Here is a 20,432-nt window from a genome sequence, read left to right on the forward strand (position 1 = left end):
AGCACCTCAAGCACCGGGGTCAGCACATTTACCGCATTATCGCGCAGTGCCTCTAAGCGATCGCGGCGCGCCATTTGCAGCGCCAGGATGACAAACGCAATACCAAGTAGTACCAACAGCGACAAGCGCCGGAAGATACCGAGCAACGCAAGCCATGAGAATCCTCTGCTATGCGTAACGGGCATGAATTATTCCTCTTTAAAAACAGACCTCTAGTACTTTTAGCAGGTAGTCGGCTGACTGCAAGCGCGCTTTCACAGAAACTTCTTAAAATATGAAACAATTGCACACAGCTTTTAAGCGTAGCGGCTTTGGCGATAAACGCGTGAAGCAAAAATCGTGGAAACGCAAGCGTACATATGCGTATGTGCGTCCCGCGAAAGTTTTGCTTCACGCGTTTATCGCCAAAAGAAAAGAATGTGTGCAGCTGTTTTTAGTCTTGTTTGAAGAGCACATGCTTGAAGCGGCGTGGGTCTTCGAGCACACGGCCAGTTCCGCGCGCCACACAGGTGAGTGGATCTTCACCCACAAATACAGGAAGGCCCGTTGCATTGCGCAGCACCAAATCAAGGCGGCGCAGCAGCGCACCACCACCGGTGAGCACAATGCCTTTATCGACGATGTCGCTTGAAAGTTCTGGTGGGGTGCATTCGAGCGCCACTTTCACCGCTTCCACAATCTGGCTTACTGGTTCTTGCAGGCTTTCTGCAATTTGCTGCTCCGAAAGGATGATTTCTTTTGGCACGCCGTTAATCAAATCGCGGCCTTTAATTTCCATCTTTTCGCCTTCACCTTTTTCGGGTGGGCATGCCGCGCCAATGGTTTTCTTGATGAGTTCAGCGGTCGATTCACCGATCAGCAAATTATGGTAACGGCGAATGTAAGAAATAATCGCCTCATCCATTTTATCGCCACCCACGCGCACCGAACGCGCATATACAATGCCACCAAGTGACAGCACCGCAACTTCGGTAGTGCCACCACCAATATCGACAATCATCGAACCGGTTGGTTCAGTCACCGGCAAGCCTGCGCCAATGGCAGCGGCAATCGGCTCTTCAATCAGGTATACTTGTCGCGCGCCTGCGGCTTCGGCAGATTCACCGATGGCACGACGTTCCACCGCGGTTGCACCGGATGGCACACAGATAATAATCTCGGGACTGCTGAAAGCATTCCGGTTATGAACCTTGCGAATAAAATGCTTGATCATTTCTTCGGCAACTTCGAAATCAGCAATTACGCCATCGCGCATCGGGCGAATGGCCTGAATATTTCCTGGCGTTCTGCCCAGCATTTGCTTGGCGGCATTCCCCACCGCCAGAACATGTTTTTTTCCGCGCAGCGTTTGCAGCGCGACAACTGATGGCTCATTCAAAACAATACCCTTACCTTTGACGTATACAAGGGTATTGGCTGTACCAAGATCAATGGCCATATCGGAAGAAAAATAACCGAACAAGTTGCCGAACATAGAACGCGATATCCTGAGAGAGGTGGTATAAAATCAAAAGGTTAGAGGGGATAGGCAAGCCTTCTGATTCCCTCTAATCTAGCCCGAGTTCAGGAAAATTTCAGTATGAAAAAGACGCCTTTTTTACCCCTCGTTTTTAGCGAGTTTTGATTGCTTAGTTGGCAACCCCATATTCTGGTCGTGGATGATGACAAACGATTGCGCGAGCTATTGCGCAAATACCTTATCGATCATGGCTATCTGGTTACCACGGCACATGACGCTATGGATGCTGCGCAAAAACTGGAAACGGTTGAAGTCAATTTGATGGTCGTTGATGTGATGATGCCGGGCGAAGATGGGTTCAGTTTCACGCGTAAAATCCGCCAGCACAAATTTTTGAAGCACTTGCCTATTCTCCTTTTAACTGCGCGCGGTGAAAAGGAAGACCGCATTTCAGGACTGGAAGCTGGCAGTGATGATTATCTGGTTAAACCATTTGAACCGCGCGAATTGGTATTGCGGGTTGATGCTATTTTACGCCGTGTTCCCAAGGAAAAAGACGGACAAAAAGAAATCTGGATTGGTAAATGGCAGTTTGATGTGGAACGTGGTGAACTGCGCGGCGATAGCGGCACCCAACGTCTGACAGATGTGGAAGCCAGCCTTTTGAAAGTATTGGCCCGTACGCCCGGCGAAACCATCAGCCGCGAGGACATGGCTCTGCGCAGCACATTGCCCATAAACGACCGGACAATTGATGTGCAGGTTACACGTCTTCGCCGTAAAATCGAGCCAGACCCCAAACAACCACGCTATCTTGTCACCGTGCGTGGAGAGGGCTATATGCTATTACCAGAACGGGACAAATAAGCATGCCCAAAACATCTTTTTTCAGCCGCCTGCGACTTGATTTGGCATTCTTGCGCATGATTAAGCGGATATTGCCACGTGGTCTTTATGGGCGCGCGTTGCTGATTTTGGTGGTGCCGGTTGTACTTTCACAGGCATTGGCGATTTATGTATTTTATGACCGCCATTGGCAAACCGTTGCCAACCGCCTTGCGTTTGCATTGGCTGGAGAAATTGCCGTTATAGCTGAACGTATGCAGCAAGAAGACCCGCATGAGGTTATTGAACGTGTACAGCAAAGCGTTGAAAATAATCTTTATCTCACGCTGGATTATTTGCCGGGTAAAACGATTAGAGATTACCCTATGCGCGGGGATTATTCGACAATCCTGAGCCAAATGTTGCTCAAAGCCTTGCGCGAAAAAATCGGTTACCGATTTGCGCTTGATTTACGCTATGCGCAAGAGAAAATTTCGATTTACGTACAATTGGATGAGGGCGTGCTATCGGTTGTTTTTCCTGAACGCCGAGTTTATACCCCGACCACATCATTTTTTGTGCTATGGATGATTGGCACATCGTTATTGCTTTCGGTTATCGCCATATTGTTTTTACGCAATCAAATCCGTCCAATTACGCGCCTTGCTGTAGCTGCTGAAAAAATGGGTAAAAGCGAAGAAACGCCGGATTTCAGGCCAGAAGGCGCGACTGAAGTGCGCCAAGCGGCGATTAACCTGATGATTATGCGTGACCGTTTACGCAGGCAAGTGGCACAGCGCACCGCGATGCTTAATGGCGTATCGCATGATTTGCGCACCCCCCTTACCCGTATGAAACTGCAATTGGAATTGATGCCTAATAGCCCCGATATTGATGAATTGAAGACCGATGTTGAAGAAATGTCGCAGATGATTGAAGCCTATTTATCCTTTGCCCGTGGGGATGACACCGAAGAGACAACACCTATTTTACTTGAACAATTACTAACCGATGTCGTTAGTTCCGCGCGTCGTGCCAATGTTGAAATCCATTTGGATGCGCCCGATGACGTCACTGTATTTGTGCGTACCACTGCGATTAAACGTGCGATAAATAACCTGATTGGCAATGCAGCGCGTTATGGCAAGGAAGTATGGATAGAAACGGAAAAAGGCAAGAAATTCGTTAACATCATGATTGATGATAACGGCCCCGGCATCCCGAAAGACCAGCGCGAAGAAGTATTCAAACCATTCACCCGCCTTGAAACATCGCGTAATCCTGAAACCGGTGGCGTCGGGCTTGGCCTGACCATTGCGCGGGATATCGCGCATCACCATGGCGGTGACGTGATGCTGGATGACAGCCCACACGGTGGCCTTCGTGCCATTCTTCGTTTACCCTTATAGGAAAGTCATGTCACGCGAGCGTACGATTTATATCAAGAACTGGGTTGTCGATGCCGCTATTGGCATTCACCCGCATGAGCAAAACAAGAAGCAAAAAATCCGCCTGAACATCACATTGTATCAACATGATACGATTGGCTTTTCATCCAAGAAGGTGGCGGATGTCGTGGATTACGAAGCACATAAGAATAACCTTCAGGCGCTGATTGATATCAAGCATGAAGCATTAATCGAAACGCTGGCAGACCGTATTGCACAGAATTGCTTGCAGGATAAGAAAGTAACCCGCGTGATTGTTGAATTGGAAAAGCTGGGCATTTTACCAGGCACAGAAAGCTGCGGCGTGATTATCGAGCGCAAAACCGGCGATTACTAAAACATAAACATTTAAAACATTCGGCCGCCATTGGGGACTTTTTTATCGATTCCAAGTAATACAACTTCGCCTTTTTCATCGGGCGCACCAAGCGTAAGCGCTTCCGACATGAACGGGCCTATTTGTTTCTTGGAAAAATTGACAACCGCCATAACCTGCCGCCCAATCAACTCTTCCATTTTATAATGAGCGGTGATTTGCGCAGATGATTTTTTAATGCCAATCGCTTCACCAAAATCGAGGGTGAGTTTATAGGCAGGCTTTCGCGCTTCGGGAAACGGTTCAACGGCGATAATGGTCGCGGCGCGGATATCCACCTTCATGAAATCATCATAGCTAATTACGCCGGTCATTTAGATATCTCCATAAAAAAAGCGCGGGTATTACACCGCGCTTTTTAAATTGGTTTTCGCTTGCATTACTTGCGTGAGCAAGCGGTACGTACAGTATCCATTGCTTCAGTAAAGCAGCTGGTTAAGGCTTCAGCGGTTTCCATGTTGGATTTGGTAAGCATTTCGGTCAGCTCACGGCTGTTTGAAACAGCTTTTTCGATGGATGCCTTGGTCACTTCGGTTTGCTTGGCGAGTTTTTCTTCAGGTGTGCCTGAAGACATGATTTGTGCAGCGGCAGTCGATGTTTCCTGCCAGCCTTCACGTGCCATTTCATTGCTACGTTGCATGATAGCCTGAATGTTTTGTAACGCGCGCTGACCAGCTTGTGTAAATGCTTCCGCGTTACGGCGTTGTGCCTGCATGAGGGCTTCCATGTCAAACCCGGGAATGGCTGTCATATTCGGCATAAACTTTGAAAAATCCATGATGTTTGTAAACCCATTTGCTGAAGGTTGTTCGTTGTTCGAATTAGTTGCGTTTGGCTTTGCCATAGGAATAGTGCTCCTTAAGGTGTGTTAGCTGACCCATTTTATGCCCGAAAACACATAAAAAGTCACGGTCTTTCTGGGGATGCACAATAACGCAAGCTATCTATCAAAACGCAACATGGATACCAGGCGGGTAAGACCGCGATCAAGCGTTGCCATAGTCGCCGAAAGGTCGGCGCTATCATCATACTTCCATGTGCGTAATGTTGATAAATATACGATTTTCAGCCCTACAACCCCAAAAACCGCACGCGGATTTGTTGTTGATATACCCGCTATTTCAAACATCAAGGCCATAGAACGGGTAAAGCCACATACTGTTTCAAGACATAGCACCACCGCACTAATCGGGTGCGATTGCATATCTTCAACTAGTCGAATCAAACCTGCGCGGTATGGCGCAAGCGCATCAAACCGTTGCATCACCACATCGAATAATTTGTCTTTCAATGGCTCGTCACTGCTGACGGCAGTGTGCGCAAGCTGCACATCAAGTTTTTTGCCGAACTGCGTGAGGATTTCGGATTTATCGCCATACGTTTCCAAAAGCTGCGAAAGACTAACGCCGGTTGCTTTTGCGATTTCTGGAAGCGTTAGAGCAAACCAACCACGCTTTTCTACCAATGCAAAAAAGCGCGCATAAAAATCCGGCGCATTTTTTTTTGCTGTTTTGGTTTTTTTGGTAGCCATGCTTAATCCGATAGTTTTTTGCCGCGTTCGCTGGCTGCGATCAATGCCTTGCGCATCAGTGATTTTAGCTCATCTTGTTGCATCAGTTCCTGCAAAGCTGCTTCGGTCAATCCGCCTTTTACCGCGATATTCTGATGCATCGTATGCGCTGGAAGCATTTCCTGTTTCCACAATCCCGCACTGCCAATCATGGTTTGCTTTGCAAGCGCGGTTGACAATTCCTTGGGCAGTCCCATTTCTGCCCCGAGCTCACCTAAAATATCGCTGAGTAAATAAAAATAGGCAGGGCCACACCCGGATAATGCCGTTGCGACATCCATCAGGCTTTCGTCTTTCAGCCATGCAGTGGTGCCAAGCATACCCAATAATTTTTCGGTGTTTTTGATATCGACCATCGTGACTTGCGAATTGGCAACCAGAAGGGTTGCAGCCTCCCCCACTTTGGCAGGCAAGTTGGGCATGACGCGAACAATCCGCGCCGCTGGGCTTAGTTTGCGTTCATAGACATCAAGCTTTTTACCAGCAGCAACTGAAAGGAAAAGGCTATGCCGGTAAGCGGTATATTCAGCAATCACCTCTTCAAGAATCTGCGGTTTTACCGCAAACACAATTACATCTGGATTTACATCGGATGGCAGCGTATTGGGATAGGCCACATGGCGCACCCCTTCTTTTTCCTGCATGCCACGCAGCGATGCAGCATCAGGGGTAACAACCCAGATATTTTCAGCGGCATGTTTATTGACCCAGGGCTGTAGCATTGCAAAGCCCATGTGACCACAACCGACAAGTACAAGATTCTTTATCATGCCTATTTATAGGCGCACTAACCCACTGAAGGGAAGAGGATTAGGAAATCAGGAGGATTAAGGTGAGCCCCTTATGCCCTACCAACGGGATCGAGCATTGCGGCGGTCATCGCTTCTTCAGGGTTTTTACCGCCCCAAATCACATATTGGAATGCGGGGTAGAAGCGTTCGCTTTCGGTAATGGCGATTTCCACCATATCTTCAAGCTGTTCCAGCGCCGGACCGTGCGAGCCACGGTAAAGGCTGGTATAGCGGAATAACGGGGTTTTTTCTTCGGCGCATAAATCGAAATGGCCAAACCATAAGCGATTGTTGATAAGGCCAACGAGTTCATAGGTGGACTGAACGCGTGGATCTTGCACCTTCATATCAAACTGGCAGGTGAATTGCAGCGCCGAGATGTCGCGTTGCCAATGAAAATACAAACGGTAATTGCACCATGCGCCATTCATTTCGACGACTAGCTCGTCATCATGGGCACGTTCGAAGTGCCATTGATTGGCAAGAACGATTTCCTCCACCATATCGAGTGGGTTGGGGTGATGCGGCTGTTTTTCCTGCAACTGCATGGACATTAATTTACTGCTCCTAAAAACCAGCCCTGAACATCGGCGATTTATTTTGATTTTTTGTTCGGGTCACCGCGACGCGACGCACCAAACTGAGAGCCAAGGTGACATAAGCTGAATCTGCGCCGCAAGGGATGTGAACAATATTTTTTCACGGTATTCGCGAAGCGTGTCTATTGAATCACACTTCGCCGAGCCGCTGTGACTCTTTTGACTCGTATGCTCACTAATTTCGCAAAAGATTCATTTGGCGACGCGATTTTTGCCTGAGTTGGCACGCGATTTGACCGGCGATTTGCCTGATGATTTTTTAGATGTTGATTTGTTTCTTAATGAACTGTTAATACCTGCGGCGCGCTCCAATACATCGAGCCGTGTGCGGATTTCTTCCTGCACATTGCGCATCTCCTTGACCATGGCTTGTAGCGATTCAAATTCATTGCGTTTCGCGAGATTTAAATTGCGCGCCAGGCGCTCGAGACGTTCGATGCTGAGCGATTCAATTTCCTGACGCAATGCTGTTGCCGATGTAAAAACCTGACTACCCATTTTTCCCAGTTTTGCGCTAAGGGGGGCTATGCGGCCTAATAGTCGTTCTTTCATGCTGGTCATCACTCCTTTTTGAATCGCTCTTTGTATTATCGCATTTTCTCAGGAAAACCGGTATCCACTTTTCCGGAAAATGCTGTATATAATACACAATGCTTACATTTCCTAACATCGATCCTGTTGCCCTGCAAATCGGCCCTTTGGCTATTCGTTGGTACGCCCTTGCCTATATCGCGGGGGTTGTTTTTGGCTGGCGCTATGCCCAGAAATTGGCAGCGCAAGCGCAAACTGGCCCCACTCCTGCGCATTTCACCGATTTTATCAGTTGGCTTGTGCTGGGCATTTTGCTGGGCGGGCGCGCTGGCTATGTGCTGTTTTATAATTCCGATTTTTATTTAACCCATCCGCTCGACGCGCTGATGATTTGGCATGGCGGCATGTCATTCCACGGCGGATTGCTTGGCGTGATTATCGCAACGCTTTTATTCTGCCGTGTGAATAAGCTACGGTTCTTTGCCATGACCGATATCATGGCATGCGTTACGCCGATTGGATTGTTCTTCGGACGAATTGCGAATTTTATTAATGGTGAGCTGTATGGGCGCACTACTGATGTGGAATGGGGAATGGTATTCCCGCGTGGCGGTGATTTGCCGCGCCACCCCAGCCAATTATACGAAGCGGCATTAGAAGGCATTGTATTACTAGTTATTCTGGGCATCCTCACGCAAAACAAGACATTACGCGAACGGGAAGGGTTTCTGTCCGGTATGTTTTTAATTTTATACGGCATTTTCCGCTCCTTTGTTGAATGCTTCCGCGAACCGGATGTGCAAATCGGCTTTTTAGCGGGCGGCACGACCATGGGACAATTGCTATGCATTCCCATGATTGCCTTTGGCATATGGCTGGTATGGAAAAGCCGATTAAAAGCTGCATAACATGAATGATCTTGAATCGCTGCTTCGTGATGACATCAACACCCATGGCGCGATGCCGTTTGCCCGTTTTATGGAAACATGCTTATTCCACCCTACGCTTGGCTATTACAATACCCATGACCCATTGCAAGATTTTGCAACCGCACCGGAAATCAGCCAGCTATTCGGAGAGATGATCACGCTGTGGTGCATTGATGTGTGGCTAAAGCTTGGCTCACCTGATCGTTTTACCTTATTGGAATGTGGCCCGGGACGCGGGACATTGATGGCCGATGTGTTGCGCACGGCAAGAGTCGCGCCAGAATTTTTAAGCGCGGCGCAATGCTATATGCTTGAAAAAAGCCCGTATTTAAAGGCAAAGCAACAGGCAACGCTGTATGGGCAAAATGCCAACTGGGTAGCCGATTTACGTGATTTTCCGAACGGCCCCGTGATTATGTTTTGCAATGAATTCTTTGATGCGTTTGCGGTGCAGCCTTTTGTAAAGACCGTGAATGGCTGGGGCATGCGTGCAGTTGGATTGGTGGAAAACAATTTTGCCTATGCGGTGCTTCCAGCCAAAAAAGAACACCAATCATTATTTAGCGATACTGTATTCCAAGAAGCACCTGTGGGCGCCATTGCAGAAATCAATACTTGCGCGAATGAATGGATTGAAGCATTTGACAGCCAATTGAATATACAAGGTGGTGCTGCGCTGATTATTGATTATGGGTATGCAGGGCCTGAACTTGCCAATACCGTGCAGGCAATTTTTGATAAAAAAATGTCACCGGTCTTTAAGCATATTGGCGATACTGATATTACAGCGCATGTGGATTTCACACCGTTCGAAACAATTGCATTGCGCACGGGTATTCATTGTTCTGCGCTGCAACCCATGGGGGATTTTTTGCAAACGCTTGGCATACAGACAAGGGCAGAGCGTTTAAAAGCCAACGCAACGCAGGTACAGCAGGAACAGATTGATGCTGCCCTGCACCGCCTTACCGCATCGGAGCAAATGGGGCATTTATTTAAAGTGATGTGTCATTATCATAAAACCATGGCCCCGCCAATTGGATGCGAAGCATGAGTACTCCCTTTCTAACAACCCCTGCTTTTTCTCCTGCGGCTGCGAGCTATGGCTTCTTTACGCGCGTAGGTGGCATAAGCCATGGCTATTTTGAAGGATTGAATTGCGGAATAGGTAGTGGCGACTTACTGGATAATGTATATGAAAACCAACGCCGGATTGCAGATGAGTTTTCCCAGCCATTAGAAAAACTTTTATTCTGCAAACAAATCCATTCCAATAAAGTTATCACCGTTACAGAAATCTGGCAGCGCCATGCGCGGCCCGAAGCAGATGCGATGGTAACTGCGCAAAAAGGGATTATTCTGGCAGTAATGTCTGCCGATTGCGCTCCGGTTTTATTTTATGAACCGGAAAAACACATTATTGGCGCGGCGCATTGCGGCTGGAAAGGTGCAATCAGCGGCGTTTTAGAAGCAACGATAGAGGCCATAGAAGCATTAGGGGGTAACCGCGATGCAATTAATAGCTGCATCGGCCCATGTATTCAGCAAGGTTCATACGAGGTTGGCCCAGAATTTATCGAACCATTCTTGACGCAAGACCAAACAAATCGTTCATTGTTCAAGCCCGCCGCACGGGAAGGGCATTATATGTTCAACTTACCAGGTTATGCTGCTAAACGTCTGGCATTAGCGGGCATTACCTATAATCACTCGATCGCGCTGGATACGGTGAGCGATGAAAAACGCTTCTTCAGCTATCGTCGCAGAACGCTACTTGATGATTTGCAAAACGGCGTGCAGATGAGCGCGATTTGCTTAAGCTAATCGGCTGCCCACAGCCCAACAATTTGCTTAATTTCTTTTAAATTCTTTTCAGCAACTTCGCGCGCGCGGAACAATGATTTCAAAATCATCCGGTCGATTTCTGCAGGATCCGCCATATAATCCGCCATACGCTTGGTAATTGGCGCCAAATTCGCAACTGCCACTTCAATCAGGCTGGTTTTAAATTCAGAGAACGTCTTACCTGCAAAACGGTTGACCACTACTTCCTTGGTTTCGTTATTGAGCGTTGCATAGATGGTCACAAGGTTATCCGCTTCCGCACGGGTCTTTAATTCATCCAGTGTTGCCGGGAAAGGCAAAGTATCTGTTTTTGCCTTTTTGATTTTGGTTGCGATGGCATCGGCATTATCAACCAAATTGATGCGTGAATAATCGCTTTCATCCGATTTGCTCATTTTCTTGGTGCCATCACGCAGGCTCATCACACGCGTTGCTTCGCCCATGATTTGGGGTTCGGGCAATGGAAAATACTCAACACCGTAATGGCGATTAAACGCACCAGCGATATCACGTGACAATTCCAGATGTTGCTTTTGGTCTTCGCCCACTGGAACATGGGTTGCCTTGTAAATCAGAATATCTGCCGCCATGAGAACAGGATATGCATATAGCCCCAATACTTCCTGGTCTTTATTCTTCGATGCCTTTTCCTTGAACTGCGTCATGCGGTTCAACCAACCAAGAGGCGTATGGTTCGCCAAAATCCAGTTCAAATAGGTGTGTTCGGGCACAGCGCTTTGCGGATAAACAGCGCATTTCTTAGGGTCAATGCCAGCTGCATAAAAAGCCGCCGCAACTTCACGCGTATTTTGTGCAAGCTTTTGGGGATCTTGCGGAACGGTAATCGCATGCAAATCCATCACGCCATAAAAGCATTCATAATCCTGCTGCAACTTTACCCAATTACGCAGGGCTCCAAGGTAATTGCCGAGGTGCAATTGTCCGGTGGATTGCATGCCAGAAAAAATACGCTTCATTTAATTCTCTCTTTTAATCATCTTCATAACGTCTTTTAACGTCATTGCGCCTGTTAGCTGTAATGCCACAACATAGACAAGGCAAGCGCTCGTCAGATAAGCCCCTAATAGCGTGACATCCAGCCATTTGCCGCCAGTCATTAAATGCGTATCAAGCATGGGTCCAGCGCCCCATAGGAACAGCGCCATACAGCCCGCGCATAGCGCGATTTTTAGCATATGCGGCATGAAACTGGCATCCAGCCGCAACAGTTTAGAGCGCTGCAAGGCAAAAACCAGCATCAGCACATTTGCCCATGATGCAATGGATGTTGCCAGCGCAACACCCACATGCCCCATAATTTTTAACAGGCCCATTGCGAAAAGAATATTCAAAACCACAGAAATAATTGCGGTCTTGACCGGCGTTTTTGTATCGTGATGCGCAAAGAAAATCGTACTCAGAATTTTAATAAGAATGAATGGCAAAATACCAAATACATAAGCGCTAAGCGCAGCAGATGTATTGAGTGTGTCTTGGCCCGTAAAAGCACCATGTTGGAACAACACCTGCACAATTTCCTTGGCAGCCAAACCAAGCCCGATAGCAGCCGGCAAACCCAATATCATTCCAAATTCCAATGCGCGCGTCGTGTAATGGCGCGCACCATCACTGTCTTTTGACTGCACGCGTGATGACAAAATGGGCAACAACGTCGTTGCAATCGCAATACCGATGATACCTAGCGGTAATTGATTAAGACGGTCAGCATAAAACAGCCATGAAACGCTACCCGTTGGCAACAGCGATGCAAGTATGGTGGACATGGCAAGATTGATTTGCGCAGCACCTGCGCCAATTGCACCAGGACCAATACGCACAAATAATTCCTTCACGCGCGTGGTTAGTTTGGGCATCAGATTGCTTGGTGATATGCCCATTTTCTTACAATGCCCCGCTAGCCACACCCATTGCACAAGCGCGGATAATGGCACGGCATAGGCCATGGCAAGACCTGGTTCCATATGAATAATCGGACTTAATATTAGCGCGGCAATCATCAACACATTAAACGCAATTGGAGCAGCAGCGCCGGGGCCAAATTTGTGATTGGAATTTAAAACGCTGGCAAGCAATGCAACAACCGACACGAGCATCAGGTAAGGAAATGTGATACGCGCATAATTTACAGCCAAATCATACACCTCTGGCCGAGAATGAAACCCGGGAGCGAGCACAAGCATTGCCCATGGCATCAATATAATCATCAGCACAGTGAACGGTAACAGTACCGCCATGAGCACCGATAAGGCTTGGCCCGCGAATAAATTGGCTTCAGCCTGCCCGCCTTCGGCTTTTGCTTTAGAATAGAGGGGTACAAAAGCTGCGCTAAATGCGCCTTCAGCAAAAAGGGAACGGAACAGGTTCGGGATGCGCAACGCAACAAAAAATGCATCTGACACCGGGCCAGCGCCGATGATGTTAGCTGCCATCGTATCACGAATGAAACCCGTTAAGCGACTTAGCATGGTCATGCCGCTAACGGTGAGAATGGATTTAATAAAGCTCATCCCTAATATCCTTTTTTTGGATCAATCGGGTTAGCAAGGGGTTTGCCAGCTACAAATGCTTCTGCATTCTGCTGTAACAGTTTAGCAGCCTTTGCATAAAAGCGTTGCCCACCACCAGCGATGTGCGGTGAAATAATCAAATTCTTGCAATCCCATAACGGGGATTCTTTCGGCAACGGTTCTTGCATGGTTACATCTAAAGCTGCGCCAGCAATACGCTTTTCATTCAATGCCAGAACCAACGCCGCTTCATCAAGCGCACTGCCGCGACCAATATTCACGAGCCACGCATGAGGTTGCATTTTATAAATCAATTCACGCGATAGAATACCCTGTGTTTCAGGTGTTTCGGGAAGCACGGAAATGATCGCATCTGCGGTTGGTACAATTTTCAAAAGATCTGTTACGGCATGGGTTGTAAAGCCATCACGCACACCTGCAGTGCTTGCGACACCTTCCACAATCGCACCAAATGATTTGAGGCGATGCGCCATTTCCAAGCCAATCGTTCCCATTCCCAAAATAACTACGCGGCTGTCTTCCAGCGTATTAAGCGACTTTCCTTCCAATTGCATATTATAGGCAGCCTTGTCCCACACATGCTCATGCTGTAAATCACGCCAGCGATGTAATTGGCGAACTGCAGACAAAAGTAAGGTTACGCCAAGTTCAGCCGTTGGCGTGGAATGCAAATTGCTTCCGTTTGACAATAAAAAATCGTTTGGTAAGTGCGGAGCGGACAATACCGTATCAACACCTGCAGTCATGGTTTGTATCCAGCGCAGCTTTGGCATTTGTGCAATTAGCGGATGTAGTACGGTGGTGCCAATACGCCATACAACTAATGCTTCGGCATCCAACCCATCTGTTACTGGACCGCGCGCCTGAAAGCGCACGACATCGAATGGTAATGGCGGAATTGGGGCAATAAAACTATCAGGGATGAGAATTTTGGGCATAAAACTCGTTTGTCGTCACTTGTGGGAATGGGACTGATTTTCTATGATGCAGCCAGAATTATCCAGTCCTTATTACACATTCGGTCACAGGGGTTATAAACATGGGTGTTTTTGATTCAACAAGTGGTTCTACTGCCGCGCCAAACGCAACAGTAACGGGGAGCGCTGTGCTGATTGCCGATGGCGCTTCGGGTGCCATCTCCCTACCCCTTAAAATGGCGAACCGCCACGGGTTAATCGCAGGTGCAACCGGCACTGGGAAAACGGTGAGCTTACAACGCGTCGCCGAACAAATGGCGCGCGCGGGCGTTCCTGTTTTATGCGTAGATGTTAAGGGCGACTTATCCGGCATCGTTGCCCCGAATTCAGGTACTGGACCCGCGCCCGTATTCTGGGACGTATATGGCAAGGAAGGCCACCCGGTTCGCACAACCGTGAGCGAGTTTGGCCCAATGCTGTTTTGCCGCTTGTTGAATTTAAGCGATGCGCAGGCAGGTGTTCTGCAAATTGCATTCAAGATTGCTGATGATCAGCAGTTACTGTTGCTTGATTTGAAAGATTTGAAAGCAATGCTTTCTTATATGAGTGAGCATACTGCAGAAATCGGCAAGCACTATGGGTTGGTCAGCCCGACATCCATTTCGGGTATTCAGCGTGAAATTTTGACATTTGAAAATGAAAGCGGCGCGCTGTTCTTTGGTGAGCCCGCCCTTGATGTTACTGAATTATTGATGAATGATTCAGGTGGCAATGGATGCTTGCATGTATTAATGGCAAATCAACTCATGCGCCAGCCGCGCTTATACGCAACAATTATGTTGTGGTTGTTGGCTGAATTATTTGAAAAACTGCCAGAAGTAGGCGATCAACCAAAGCCAAAACTTGCCCTGTTTATTGATGAGGCGCATTTGTTGTTTAACGATGCGCCGCAGGTGCTGGTTGAAAAACTGGAACAGGTCATTCGTCTTATCCGTTCCAAAGGCGTTGGTATTTATTTCATCACACAAAACCCGCTGGATTTACCGGAAACGATTTTGGGTCAACTGGGTCACCGCATTCAACACGCGCTTCGCGCATTTACACCAAAGGATCAGAAATCGGTTCGCGCAGCTGCTGAAACCTTCCGTGCTAATCCTGCGTTTAATACCGAAGAAGTGATTACACAGTTAGGTGTTGGTGAAGCGTTGATTTCATTCTTGGATGAAAAAGGAACGCCAAGCGTCGTTGAAAAAGCCAAGGTCAAACTACCTCTAAGCAAACTTGGTCCCATCAGTACAGCAGATCGCAGCACGGTAATTGCAGCCTCACCTTTTGCCGGAACTTATGACCAAGTAGTTGACCGTGAAAGTGCTTATGAACGGCTAACAGGCCGCGTTGGACAAGCTCAACAAAACGTACAACAGCAGCAACAAATGCCACAGCAAGCTACGGGTACAGATGGCGGCATTTTAGGCGGTTTACTTGGCGCAGCAGGTGGCCTATTTACTGGTGGCGGAAACAGTCGGCGCCAAGGTGTTGGCGAAGCGCTTGTTAAAAGCGTGGTGCGTTCCGTTGGCAGCCAAGTTGGCCGCGAGATTATGCGCGGCATTATGGGTTCCATTCGTAGTCGCTAACCAAATCAAGGAAATTAAATGCAAGCACACCAATTCGATAAAACACTGCTGCGCGAATATGATGTGCGCGGCGTTGTTGGTAAAACTCTTTTCCCGGCAGATGCAAAAGCGCTGGGCGCCGCTTACGCAACCTATATCGGTAAATTATTTAATACCAAAACACCAAGCATCGCCATTGGCTATGATGGCCGCTTAAGCTCAACAACACTGGAAGCAGCATTGCTGGAAGGATTGTTATCAGCAGGCGCAAAAGTGACGCGCGTAGGTCTTGGCCCAACGCCCATGCTGTATTTTGCGGTAAAACATTTTGGCCTTGATGCAGGAATAATGATTACGGGTTCGCATAATCCGCCAGATTATAATGGTTTTAAAATGCTCACCAAAATCGGGCCGATTTACGGGGCCATGATTAAGGATATTGGTGCAATCGCTGAAAAAGGCGAATACATATCAGGCGCTGGTACGCAGGAAACCAAGGATGTCCGTGAATTATTCGTTGCGCGCCTCTTGAAAGATTATGACGGTATAAAGCATTTAAAAATTGTGTGGGATGCCGGCAATGGTTCGGCTGGTGAAATCTTGCGTATGATGACTGCGAAGATGCCGGGTGAACATATTTTATTATTCGATGATATTGATGGCACCTTCCCCAATCATCACCCCGACCCGACGGTTGAAGAAAACCTGCACGATTTGCGCAAGCATGTCGCAAAACACAAAGCGCATATCGGTATTGGTTTTGATGGCGATGGCGACCGCATCGGCGCGATTGATGAACATGGACGTGTGGTTGCTGGCGACCAATTGCTGGCCCTTTATGCAGGTGATGTACTTAGAAAACATCCCGGTGCAACGATTATTGCAGACGTAAAAGCCAGCGAAACCATTTTCGATGATATCCGTGCGAATGGCGGCAATGCATTGATGTGGAAGACAGGCCATTCATTATTGAAAGCAAAGATGGCGGAAACCAAATCGCCACTTGCTGGCGAAATGAGCGGGCATATTTTCTTTGCCGATAAATATTATGGATATGATGATGCGTTGTATGCAGGTATTCGTTTGGCAGGACTTGTCAGCCGCGAAGGCGGTTCGCTGGGTAAAATGCGTGACCGTTTACCAGCCGTGTTCAATACCCCTGAAATCCGTGTGAACAGCAGCGAAGAACGCAAGTTCAAGGTTGTTGAGGAAGTCAAAGCGCGGTTGAAGCAAGCAGGTGCCAATGTGAATGATATCGATGGCGTACGCGTTAAAACCAAAGATGGCTGGTGGTTATTACGCGCATCCAATACCCAAGATGTGCTGGTGGCACGTGCAGAAGCGTTAACCCAAAAAGGGCTTGATAACCTGAAGGCCGAGCTTATAGAACAATTAAAACTAAGCGGTATTACCGAAACACTATAAGGCAAGACGAATATGGCAGGACATTCACAGTTTAAAAACATCATGCACCGTAAAGGCCGTCAAGATGCGGTGCGCGCCAAGCAATTCAACAAGATTGCACGGGAAATTACCGTGGCTGCAAAATCCGGCTTGCCTGACCCAGCGGCAAACCCGCGCCTGCGCGCTGCGATGCAAGCGGCACGCGCAGTAAACATGCCGCGCGACCGAATTGACCGTGCGATTAAATCCGCGCAACCCGGCGCAGCTGATTCAGCCAATTACGAAGAAATGCGTTATGAAGGATATGGTCCGGGCGGTGTTGCCATTATTGTTGAAGCACTCACCGATAACCGGCAGCGCACCGCGCCAGATATGCGCATGATTTTTTCAAAAAATGGCGGCACGCTTGGTGACACTAACTCTGTGAGTTTCATGTTCAACCGTTATGGTCTTATTCAATATCCAGCGGCCACTGCAACGATTGATGCGATGCTCGAAGCAGTGATTGAAGCAGGTGGTAATGATGTGGAAAGTAATGATGAAACGCACAATATCACCACCGAAACCGATGAATTGGGTGCAGTGCGCACCATATTAGAAGAAAAATTTGGCACACCGCAGGCAGCACGTTTAACATGGGTTCCGCAAACGCTTATCCCCGTTGGTGGTGAAGCAGCGGAAAGTCTGATTAAAATGCTGGATGCGTTGGAAGAGCATGATGACGTGCAGAACGTCATCGGCAATTATGATATTGATGAATCTGTCCTGCAAAAAATGGCCAGCTAGTCACTTTTTGGTAATTTCGTCTTTTATTCGTTGTTTGTCCTTGGCCGGATCATAATCTACAACCTTATATTCCACATCAGTTATCGGTTGTTTTACGTATTCCGGCGGGTTTGATTTAGGAACCGGCGCACTTTCCGCCCACTCCTCCAATCCGAACTCCTTGATGAAATGCGCGCGGGCATAGGCTTCAGGACTGACGGCATCTTCAGGCACAACAATAAACCGCTGATCTTGAATAACAAAGCCGGGCTGGAATGATGCATCGGCCTTAAACGCCGGACCGACCACCTGCCGCACACCAACTGTACCTTTCATGCGGTTAAATTCGGGTTCCGGCAACATGATGATATCAAACACCAGATTGCCACCATCCTTACCGCGCTGATGCTTGCTGCCGATGACGCAGCTAAATGGGATATGACCAAGGCGGGACTGGCGCAAGCTGCGCGGAACAGAACCGGCCATGAACCGTCGTCCAGCCATGGCTAAACTGTCTCTTTTTCAGGTGCAGCCTTCTTACTTTCTTCTTTTTTATCGGGATAGGTAAATGTCAGCTTATCGCCCGCGACATCCACCAATACTGCGCCGCCTTTGGCCAATTTGCCAAACAGCAATTCATCAGCCAGCGGCTTCTTGATATTTTCCTGAATGACACGCGCTAATGGACGCGCACCGTATAACGGGTCATAGCCCTTATCGCCGAGCCAGTTACGTGCAGCATCAGAAAGGCTGATGGTAACCTGACGATCGGAAAGCTGGGCTTCGAGTTGCAGCACAAACTTCTCGACCACACGGCCTATCGTTTCCTTGCCCAATGCTTTAAACGGCACAATAGCATCAAGGCGATTGCGGAATTCCGGCGTGAACAGGCGATTAATCGCTTCCATATCCTCGCCTTCTCTCACCTCGCGGTTAAAGCCGATGGTATGTTTGACCATATCTGCCGCGCCTGCATTGGTGGTCATAATCAGAATAACATTACGGAAATCAACGGCCTTGCCGTTGTTATCGGTCAGCTTTCCATAATCCATCACCTGTAAAAGGATATTGAATAAATCAGGATGCGCTTTTTCAACTTCATCAAGCAGCAGGACGCAGTGCGGATGCTGTTCTACTGCATCGGTTAGCAAACCGCCTTGATCAAACCCAACATATCCGGGAGGAGCGCCGATCAAGCGTGATACGCTATGGCGTTCCATGTATTCGGACATATCAAAACGCTTCAGCTCGATACCAAGGGAACGTGATAACTGGCGTGCAACTTCGGTTTTGCCAACCCCTGTTGGACCAGCAAATAAATAGGAGCCAATCGGTTTCTCAGCATCACGAAGACCAGCGCGTGATAATTTAATCGCGGTAACCAGACCATCAATCGCCTGATCTTGGCCATAGACCATGGTTTTCAAATCGCGGTCGAGATTGCGAAGGACTTCGCGGTCATCTTGCGTAACATTCTTGGGCGGGATACGCGCCATAGTCGCAACCACGCCTTCAATATCTTTCACCTGAATGTTCTTTTTGCGTTTGGCCGCTGGCAAAAGTTTCTGTGCAGCCCCCACTTCATCAAGGACATCAATTGCCTTATCCGGCAATTTACGATCACCAATGTAGCGTGCGGAGAGCTCAACCGCGCTGCGTATCGCTTGTTCAGAATACTTCACATCATGATGTTTTTCATAATAAGGCTTTAGACCCATGAGGATTTTAACCGAATCCTCCACGCTTGGTTCGGTTACATCAATTTTCTGGAAACGGCGCACGAGCGCTCGGTCTTTTTCAAAATAGCTGCGGTATTCCTTGTAAGTCGTTGAACCAATGCAGCGCAACTCGCCGCTCGACAACGCAGGCTTCAGCAAATTCGACGCATCCATCGACCCGCCAGATGTAGCGCCAGCACCAATCACCGTATGGATCTCATCAATAAATAAAATCGCACCGGGCATTTCCTTGATTTCATGCAGAACATTTTTGAGGCGTTCTTCAAAATCCCCGCGGTAACGGGTTCCCGCAAGCAACGCACCCATATCAAGTGCAAAAATAACCGCGCCATTCAAAACTTCAGGCACTTCGTTTTTAATGATGCGGCGCGCCAATCCTTCGGCAATTGCAGTTTTACCAACACCCGGATCACCCACGTATAGCGGATTGTTTTTGGAACGACGGCAAAGGATTTGAATGGTTCTATCCACTTCTTTTTCCCGGCCAATGAGCGGATCAATCTTACCTTGATTGGCTTTTTCATTGAGGTTGATGCAATAAGCCGATAGCGCATCCTTACCCGTTTTGACCTTCTGGTCAGCGCTTGCATCTTCATCCGTGCCAGACGGCGTTGCGCCAGCTTTTGCAGAGCCTTGGCCCGATTTGGTGATGCCGTGCGAGATATAATTCACTGCATCAAAGCGTGTCATATCCTGACTTTGCAGGAAGAAAACCGAATGGCTTTCACGCTCGGAAAAAAGCGAAACGAGCACATTTGCACCAGTTACTTCTTCACGGCCTGCCGACTGAACATGAATGGCAGCGCGCTGCAATACGCGCTGAAAGCCTGCCGTTGGTTTGGCTTCAGAAACACCGGGGTTAATCAACCCTGATAATTCTTCTTCCATATATAAATTTAAATCCTGGCGGATTTTATCAAGGTTCACACCGCATGCACGCATTACGGCAACAGCATCCTGATCTTCGGTAAGCGCCAGAAGTAAATGTTCAAGGGTTGCAAATTCATGATGGTTCTGGTTTGCCAAAGCGATGGCACGATGCAATGTCTGTTCAAGGCGCGGCGATAACATT

At 48.1% G+C, this 20,432-nt stretch carries 22 protein-coding genes; 9 read left to right on the forward strand and 13 right to left on the reverse strand.

Features of this window, described 5'->3' with window-relative positions:
• The coding region (locus SFW65_10645; GenBank protein ID MDX1923571.1) for a hypothetical protein at positions 1-185 on the reverse strand (185 nt) is incomplete at its 3' end.
• Positions 186-433: 248 nt separating this feature from the next.
• Entirely contained in the window at positions 434-1,474 is a 1,041-nt protein-coding gene (locus SFW65_10650; GenBank protein MDX1923572.1) for a rod shape-determining protein, read from the reverse strand.
• A gap of 150 nt (positions 1,475-1,624) precedes the next feature.
• On the opposite strand from SFW65_10650, the gene SFW65_10655 reads away from it, so the two are divergent.
• From SFW65_10655 to SFW65_10665, 3 genes are read left to right on the forward strand one after another with little or no spacing between them, the layout of a single operon-like run.
• On the forward strand, positions 1,625-2,326 hold the full coding sequence (locus tag SFW65_10655; GenBank protein ID MDX1923573.1) for a response regulator: 702 nt from the start codon (positions 1,625-1,627) through the stop codon (positions 2,324-2,326).
• A gap of 2 nt (positions 2,327-2,328) precedes the next feature.
• Entirely contained in the window at positions 2,329-3,693 is a 1,365-nt protein-coding gene (locus SFW65_10660) for an ATP-binding protein (GenBank protein MDX1923574.1), read from the forward strand.
• Positions 3,694-3,700: 7 nt separating this feature from the next.
• Positions 3,701-4,069, forward strand: a complete 369-nt coding sequence (locus SFW65_10665) for a dihydroneopterin aldolase (protein ID MDX1923575.1) — start codon at positions 3,701-3,703, stop codon at positions 4,067-4,069.
• 11 nt (positions 4,070-4,080) lie between these two features.
• On the opposite strand, the gene SFW65_10670 is transcribed toward SFW65_10665, so the two are convergent.
• The 6 genes from SFW65_10670 to SFW65_10695 form a co-directional block, all read right to left on the reverse strand.
• Complete coding sequence (locus tag SFW65_10670) at positions 4,081-4,422, reverse strand: tRNA-binding protein (GenBank protein MDX1923576.1); 342 nt, start codon at positions 4,420-4,422, stop codon at positions 4,081-4,083.
• A 65-nt stretch (positions 4,423-4,487) separates the two neighbouring features.
• Complete coding sequence (locus SFW65_10675) at positions 4,488-4,952, reverse strand: phasin family protein (GenBank protein MDX1923577.1); 465 nt, start codon at positions 4,950-4,952, stop codon at positions 4,488-4,490.
• Between the two features lie 96 nt (positions 4,953-5,048).
• Positions 5,049-5,639: a hypothetical protein gene (locus tag SFW65_10680; protein ID MDX1923578.1), complete on the reverse strand. Its 591-nt coding sequence runs from the start codon at positions 5,637-5,639 to the stop codon at positions 5,049-5,051.
• Between the two features lie 2 nt (positions 5,640-5,641).
• Complete coding sequence (gene proC / locus SFW65_10685) at positions 5,642-6,448, reverse strand: pyrroline-5-carboxylate reductase (GenBank protein ID MDX1923579.1); 807 nt, start codon at positions 6,446-6,448, stop codon at positions 5,642-5,644.
• Positions 6,449-6,519: 71 nt separating this feature from the next.
• On the reverse strand, positions 6,520-7,023 hold the full coding sequence (locus tag SFW65_10690) for a YbjN domain-containing protein (protein ID MDX1923580.1): 504 nt from the start codon (positions 7,021-7,023) through the stop codon (positions 6,520-6,522).
• Between the two features lie 237 nt (positions 7,024-7,260).
• Positions 7,261-7,629: a hypothetical protein gene (locus tag SFW65_10695; GenBank protein MDX1923581.1), complete on the reverse strand. Its 369-nt coding sequence runs from the start codon at positions 7,627-7,629 to the stop codon at positions 7,261-7,263.
• 89 nt (positions 7,630-7,718) lie between these two features.
• Between SFW65_10695 and lgt the strand changes: the two genes are divergently transcribed.
• Genes lgt through pgeF form a run of 3 tightly spaced genes read left to right on the forward strand, consistent with a single transcriptional unit; the run spans position 7,719 to position 10,352 of the window.
• A complete protein-coding gene (gene lgt / locus SFW65_10700) occupies positions 7,719-8,507 on the forward strand; it encodes a prolipoprotein diacylglyceryl transferase (protein MDX1923582.1) in 789 nt (262 codons plus the stop codon).
• Between the two features lies 1 nt (position 8,508).
• Positions 8,509-9,582, forward strand: coding sequence for an SAM-dependent methyltransferase (locus tag SFW65_10705; protein MDX1923583.1), 1,074 nt, complete (start codon positions 8,509-8,511; stop codon positions 9,580-9,582).
• On the forward strand, positions 9,579-10,352 hold the full coding sequence (pgeF, locus tag SFW65_10710; protein ID MDX1923584.1) for a peptidoglycan editing factor PgeF: 774 nt from the start codon (positions 9,579-9,581) through the stop codon (positions 10,350-10,352). The genes SFW65_10705 and pgeF overlap by 4 nt, the downstream gene beginning before the upstream one ends.
• Here the strand turns inward: pgeF and trpS are convergent.
• The 3 genes from trpS to SFW65_10725 are packed head-to-tail and all read right to left on the reverse strand — an operon-like array spanning position 10,349 to position 13,860.
• The gene (trpS, locus tag SFW65_10715) at positions 10,349-11,350 is read right to left on the reverse strand and encodes a tryptophan--tRNA ligase (protein ID MDX1923585.1); all 1,002 of its coding nucleotides are present in this window, start codon (positions 11,348-11,350) and stop codon (positions 10,349-10,351) included. The two genes, pgeF and trpS, sit on opposite strands and share 4 nt — an antisense overlap.
• The gene (gene murJ, locus SFW65_10720; GenBank protein ID MDX1923586.1) at positions 11,351-12,901 is read right to left on the reverse strand and encodes a murein biosynthesis integral membrane protein MurJ; all 1,551 of its coding nucleotides are present in this window, start codon (positions 12,899-12,901) and stop codon (positions 11,351-11,353) included. It abuts the gene before it with no gap.
• Positions 12,902-12,903: 2 nt separating this feature from the next.
• A complete protein-coding gene (locus SFW65_10725; protein MDX1923587.1) occupies positions 12,904-13,860 on the reverse strand; it encodes a D-2-hydroxyacid dehydrogenase in 957 nt (318 codons plus the stop codon).
• 101 nt (positions 13,861-13,961) lie between these two features.
• On the opposite strand from SFW65_10725, the gene SFW65_10730 reads away from it, so the two are divergent.
• The 3 genes from SFW65_10730 to SFW65_10740 are packed head-to-tail and all read left to right on the forward strand — an operon-like array spanning position 13,962 to position 17,642.
• Entirely contained in the window at positions 13,962-15,473 is a 1,512-nt protein-coding gene (locus tag SFW65_10730; GenBank protein ID MDX1923588.1) for a helicase HerA-like domain-containing protein, read from the forward strand.
• A gap of 18 nt (positions 15,474-15,491) precedes the next feature.
• A complete protein-coding gene (locus SFW65_10735; protein MDX1923589.1) occupies positions 15,492-16,877 on the forward strand; it encodes a phosphomannomutase/phosphoglucomutase in 1,386 nt (461 codons plus the stop codon).
• A 12-nt stretch (positions 16,878-16,889) separates the two neighbouring features.
• On the forward strand, positions 16,890-17,642 hold the full coding sequence (locus SFW65_10740; GenBank protein MDX1923590.1) for a YebC/PmpR family DNA-binding transcriptional regulator: 753 nt from the start codon (positions 16,890-16,892) through the stop codon (positions 17,640-17,642).
• Here SFW65_10740 and SFW65_10745 read toward each other — a convergent pair whose 3' ends face one another.
• Positions 17,643-18,107, reverse strand: coding sequence for a hypothetical protein (locus SFW65_10745; protein ID MDX1923591.1), 465 nt, complete (start codon positions 18,105-18,107; stop codon positions 17,643-17,645). It abuts the gene before it with no gap.
• A 20-nt stretch (positions 18,108-18,127) separates the two neighbouring features.
• Positions 18,128-20,431 carry an ATP-dependent Clp protease ATP-binding subunit ClpA gene (clpA, locus tag SFW65_10750; protein ID MDX1923592.1) on the reverse strand — a complete coding sequence of 768 codons (2,304 nt, stop codon included), beginning with the start codon at positions 20,429-20,431 and terminating at the stop codon, positions 18,128-18,130.
• Position 20,432 lies beyond the last annotated feature (1 nt).

It is taken from the genome of Alphaproteobacteria bacterium, assembly GCA_033762625.1.
Lineage (GTDB): Bacteria > Pseudomonadota > Alphaproteobacteria > UBA9219 > RGZA01 > RGZA01.

Coding starts and splice junctions, on each gene's coding strand:
- lgt (MDX1923582.1), top strand. CDS start 7,719: ATGCTTACATTTCCTAACATCGATCCTGTTGCCCTGCAAATCGGCCCT.
- SFW65_10705 (MDX1923583.1), top strand. CDS start 8,509: ATGAATGATCTTGAATCGCTGCTTCGTGATGACATCAACACCCATGGC.
- SFW65_10735 (MDX1923589.1), top strand. CDS start 15,492: ATGCAAGCACACCAATTCGATAAAACACTGCTGCGCGAATATGATGTG.
- SFW65_10740 (MDX1923590.1), top strand. CDS start 16,890: ATGGCAGGACATTCACAGTTTAAAAACATCATGCACCGTAAAGGCCGT.
- pgeF (MDX1923584.1), top strand. CDS start 9,579: ATGAGTACTCCCTTTCTAACAACCCCTGCTTTTTCTCCTGCGGCTGCG.
- SFW65_10650 (MDX1923572.1), bottom strand. CDS start 1,474: ATGTTCGGCAACTTGTTCGGTTATTTTTCTTCCGATATGGCCATTGAT.
- SFW65_10730 (MDX1923588.1), top strand. CDS start 13,962: ATGGGTGTTTTTGATTCAACAAGTGGTTCTACTGCCGCGCCAAACGCA.
- SFW65_10745 (MDX1923591.1), bottom strand. CDS start 18,107: ATGGCCGGTTCTGTTCCGCGCAGCTTGCGCCAGTCCCGCCTTGGTCAT.
- SFW65_10680 (MDX1923578.1), bottom strand. CDS start 5,639: ATGGCTACCAAAAAAACCAAAACAGCAAAAAAAAATGCGCCGGATTTT.
- SFW65_10670 (MDX1923576.1), bottom strand. CDS start 4,422: ATGACCGGCGTAATTAGCTATGATGATTTCATGAAGGTGGATATCCGC.
- SFW65_10690 (MDX1923580.1), bottom strand. CDS start 7,023: ATGTCCATGCAGTTGCAGGAAAAACAGCCGCATCACCCCAACCCACTC.
- SFW65_10665 (MDX1923575.1), top strand. CDS start 3,701: ATGTCACGCGAGCGTACGATTTATATCAAGAACTGGGTTGTCGATGCC.
- SFW65_10675 (MDX1923577.1), bottom strand. CDS start 4,952: ATGGCAAAGCCAAACGCAACTAATTCGAACAACGAACAACCTTCAGCA.
- murJ (MDX1923586.1), bottom strand. CDS start 12,901: ATGAGCTTTATTAAATCCATTCTCACCGTTAGCGGCATGACCATGCTA.
- trpS (MDX1923585.1), bottom strand. CDS start 11,350: ATGAAGCGTATTTTTTCTGGCATGCAATCCACCGGACAATTGCACCTC.
- SFW65_10660 (MDX1923574.1), top strand. CDS start 2,329: ATGCCCAAAACATCTTTTTTCAGCCGCCTGCGACTTGATTTGGCATTC.
- SFW65_10725 (MDX1923587.1), bottom strand. CDS start 13,860: ATGCCCAAAATTCTCATCCCTGATAGTTTTATTGCCCCAATTCCGCCA.
- clpA (MDX1923592.1), bottom strand. CDS start 20,431: ATGTTATCGCCGCGCCTTGAACAGACATTGCATCGTGCCATCGCTTTG.
- SFW65_10695 (MDX1923581.1), bottom strand. CDS start 7,629: ATGACCAGCATGAAAGAACGACTATTAGGCCGCATAGCCCCCCTTAGC.
- proC (MDX1923579.1), bottom strand. CDS start 6,448: ATGATAAAGAATCTTGTACTTGTCGGTTGTGGTCACATGGGCTTTGCA.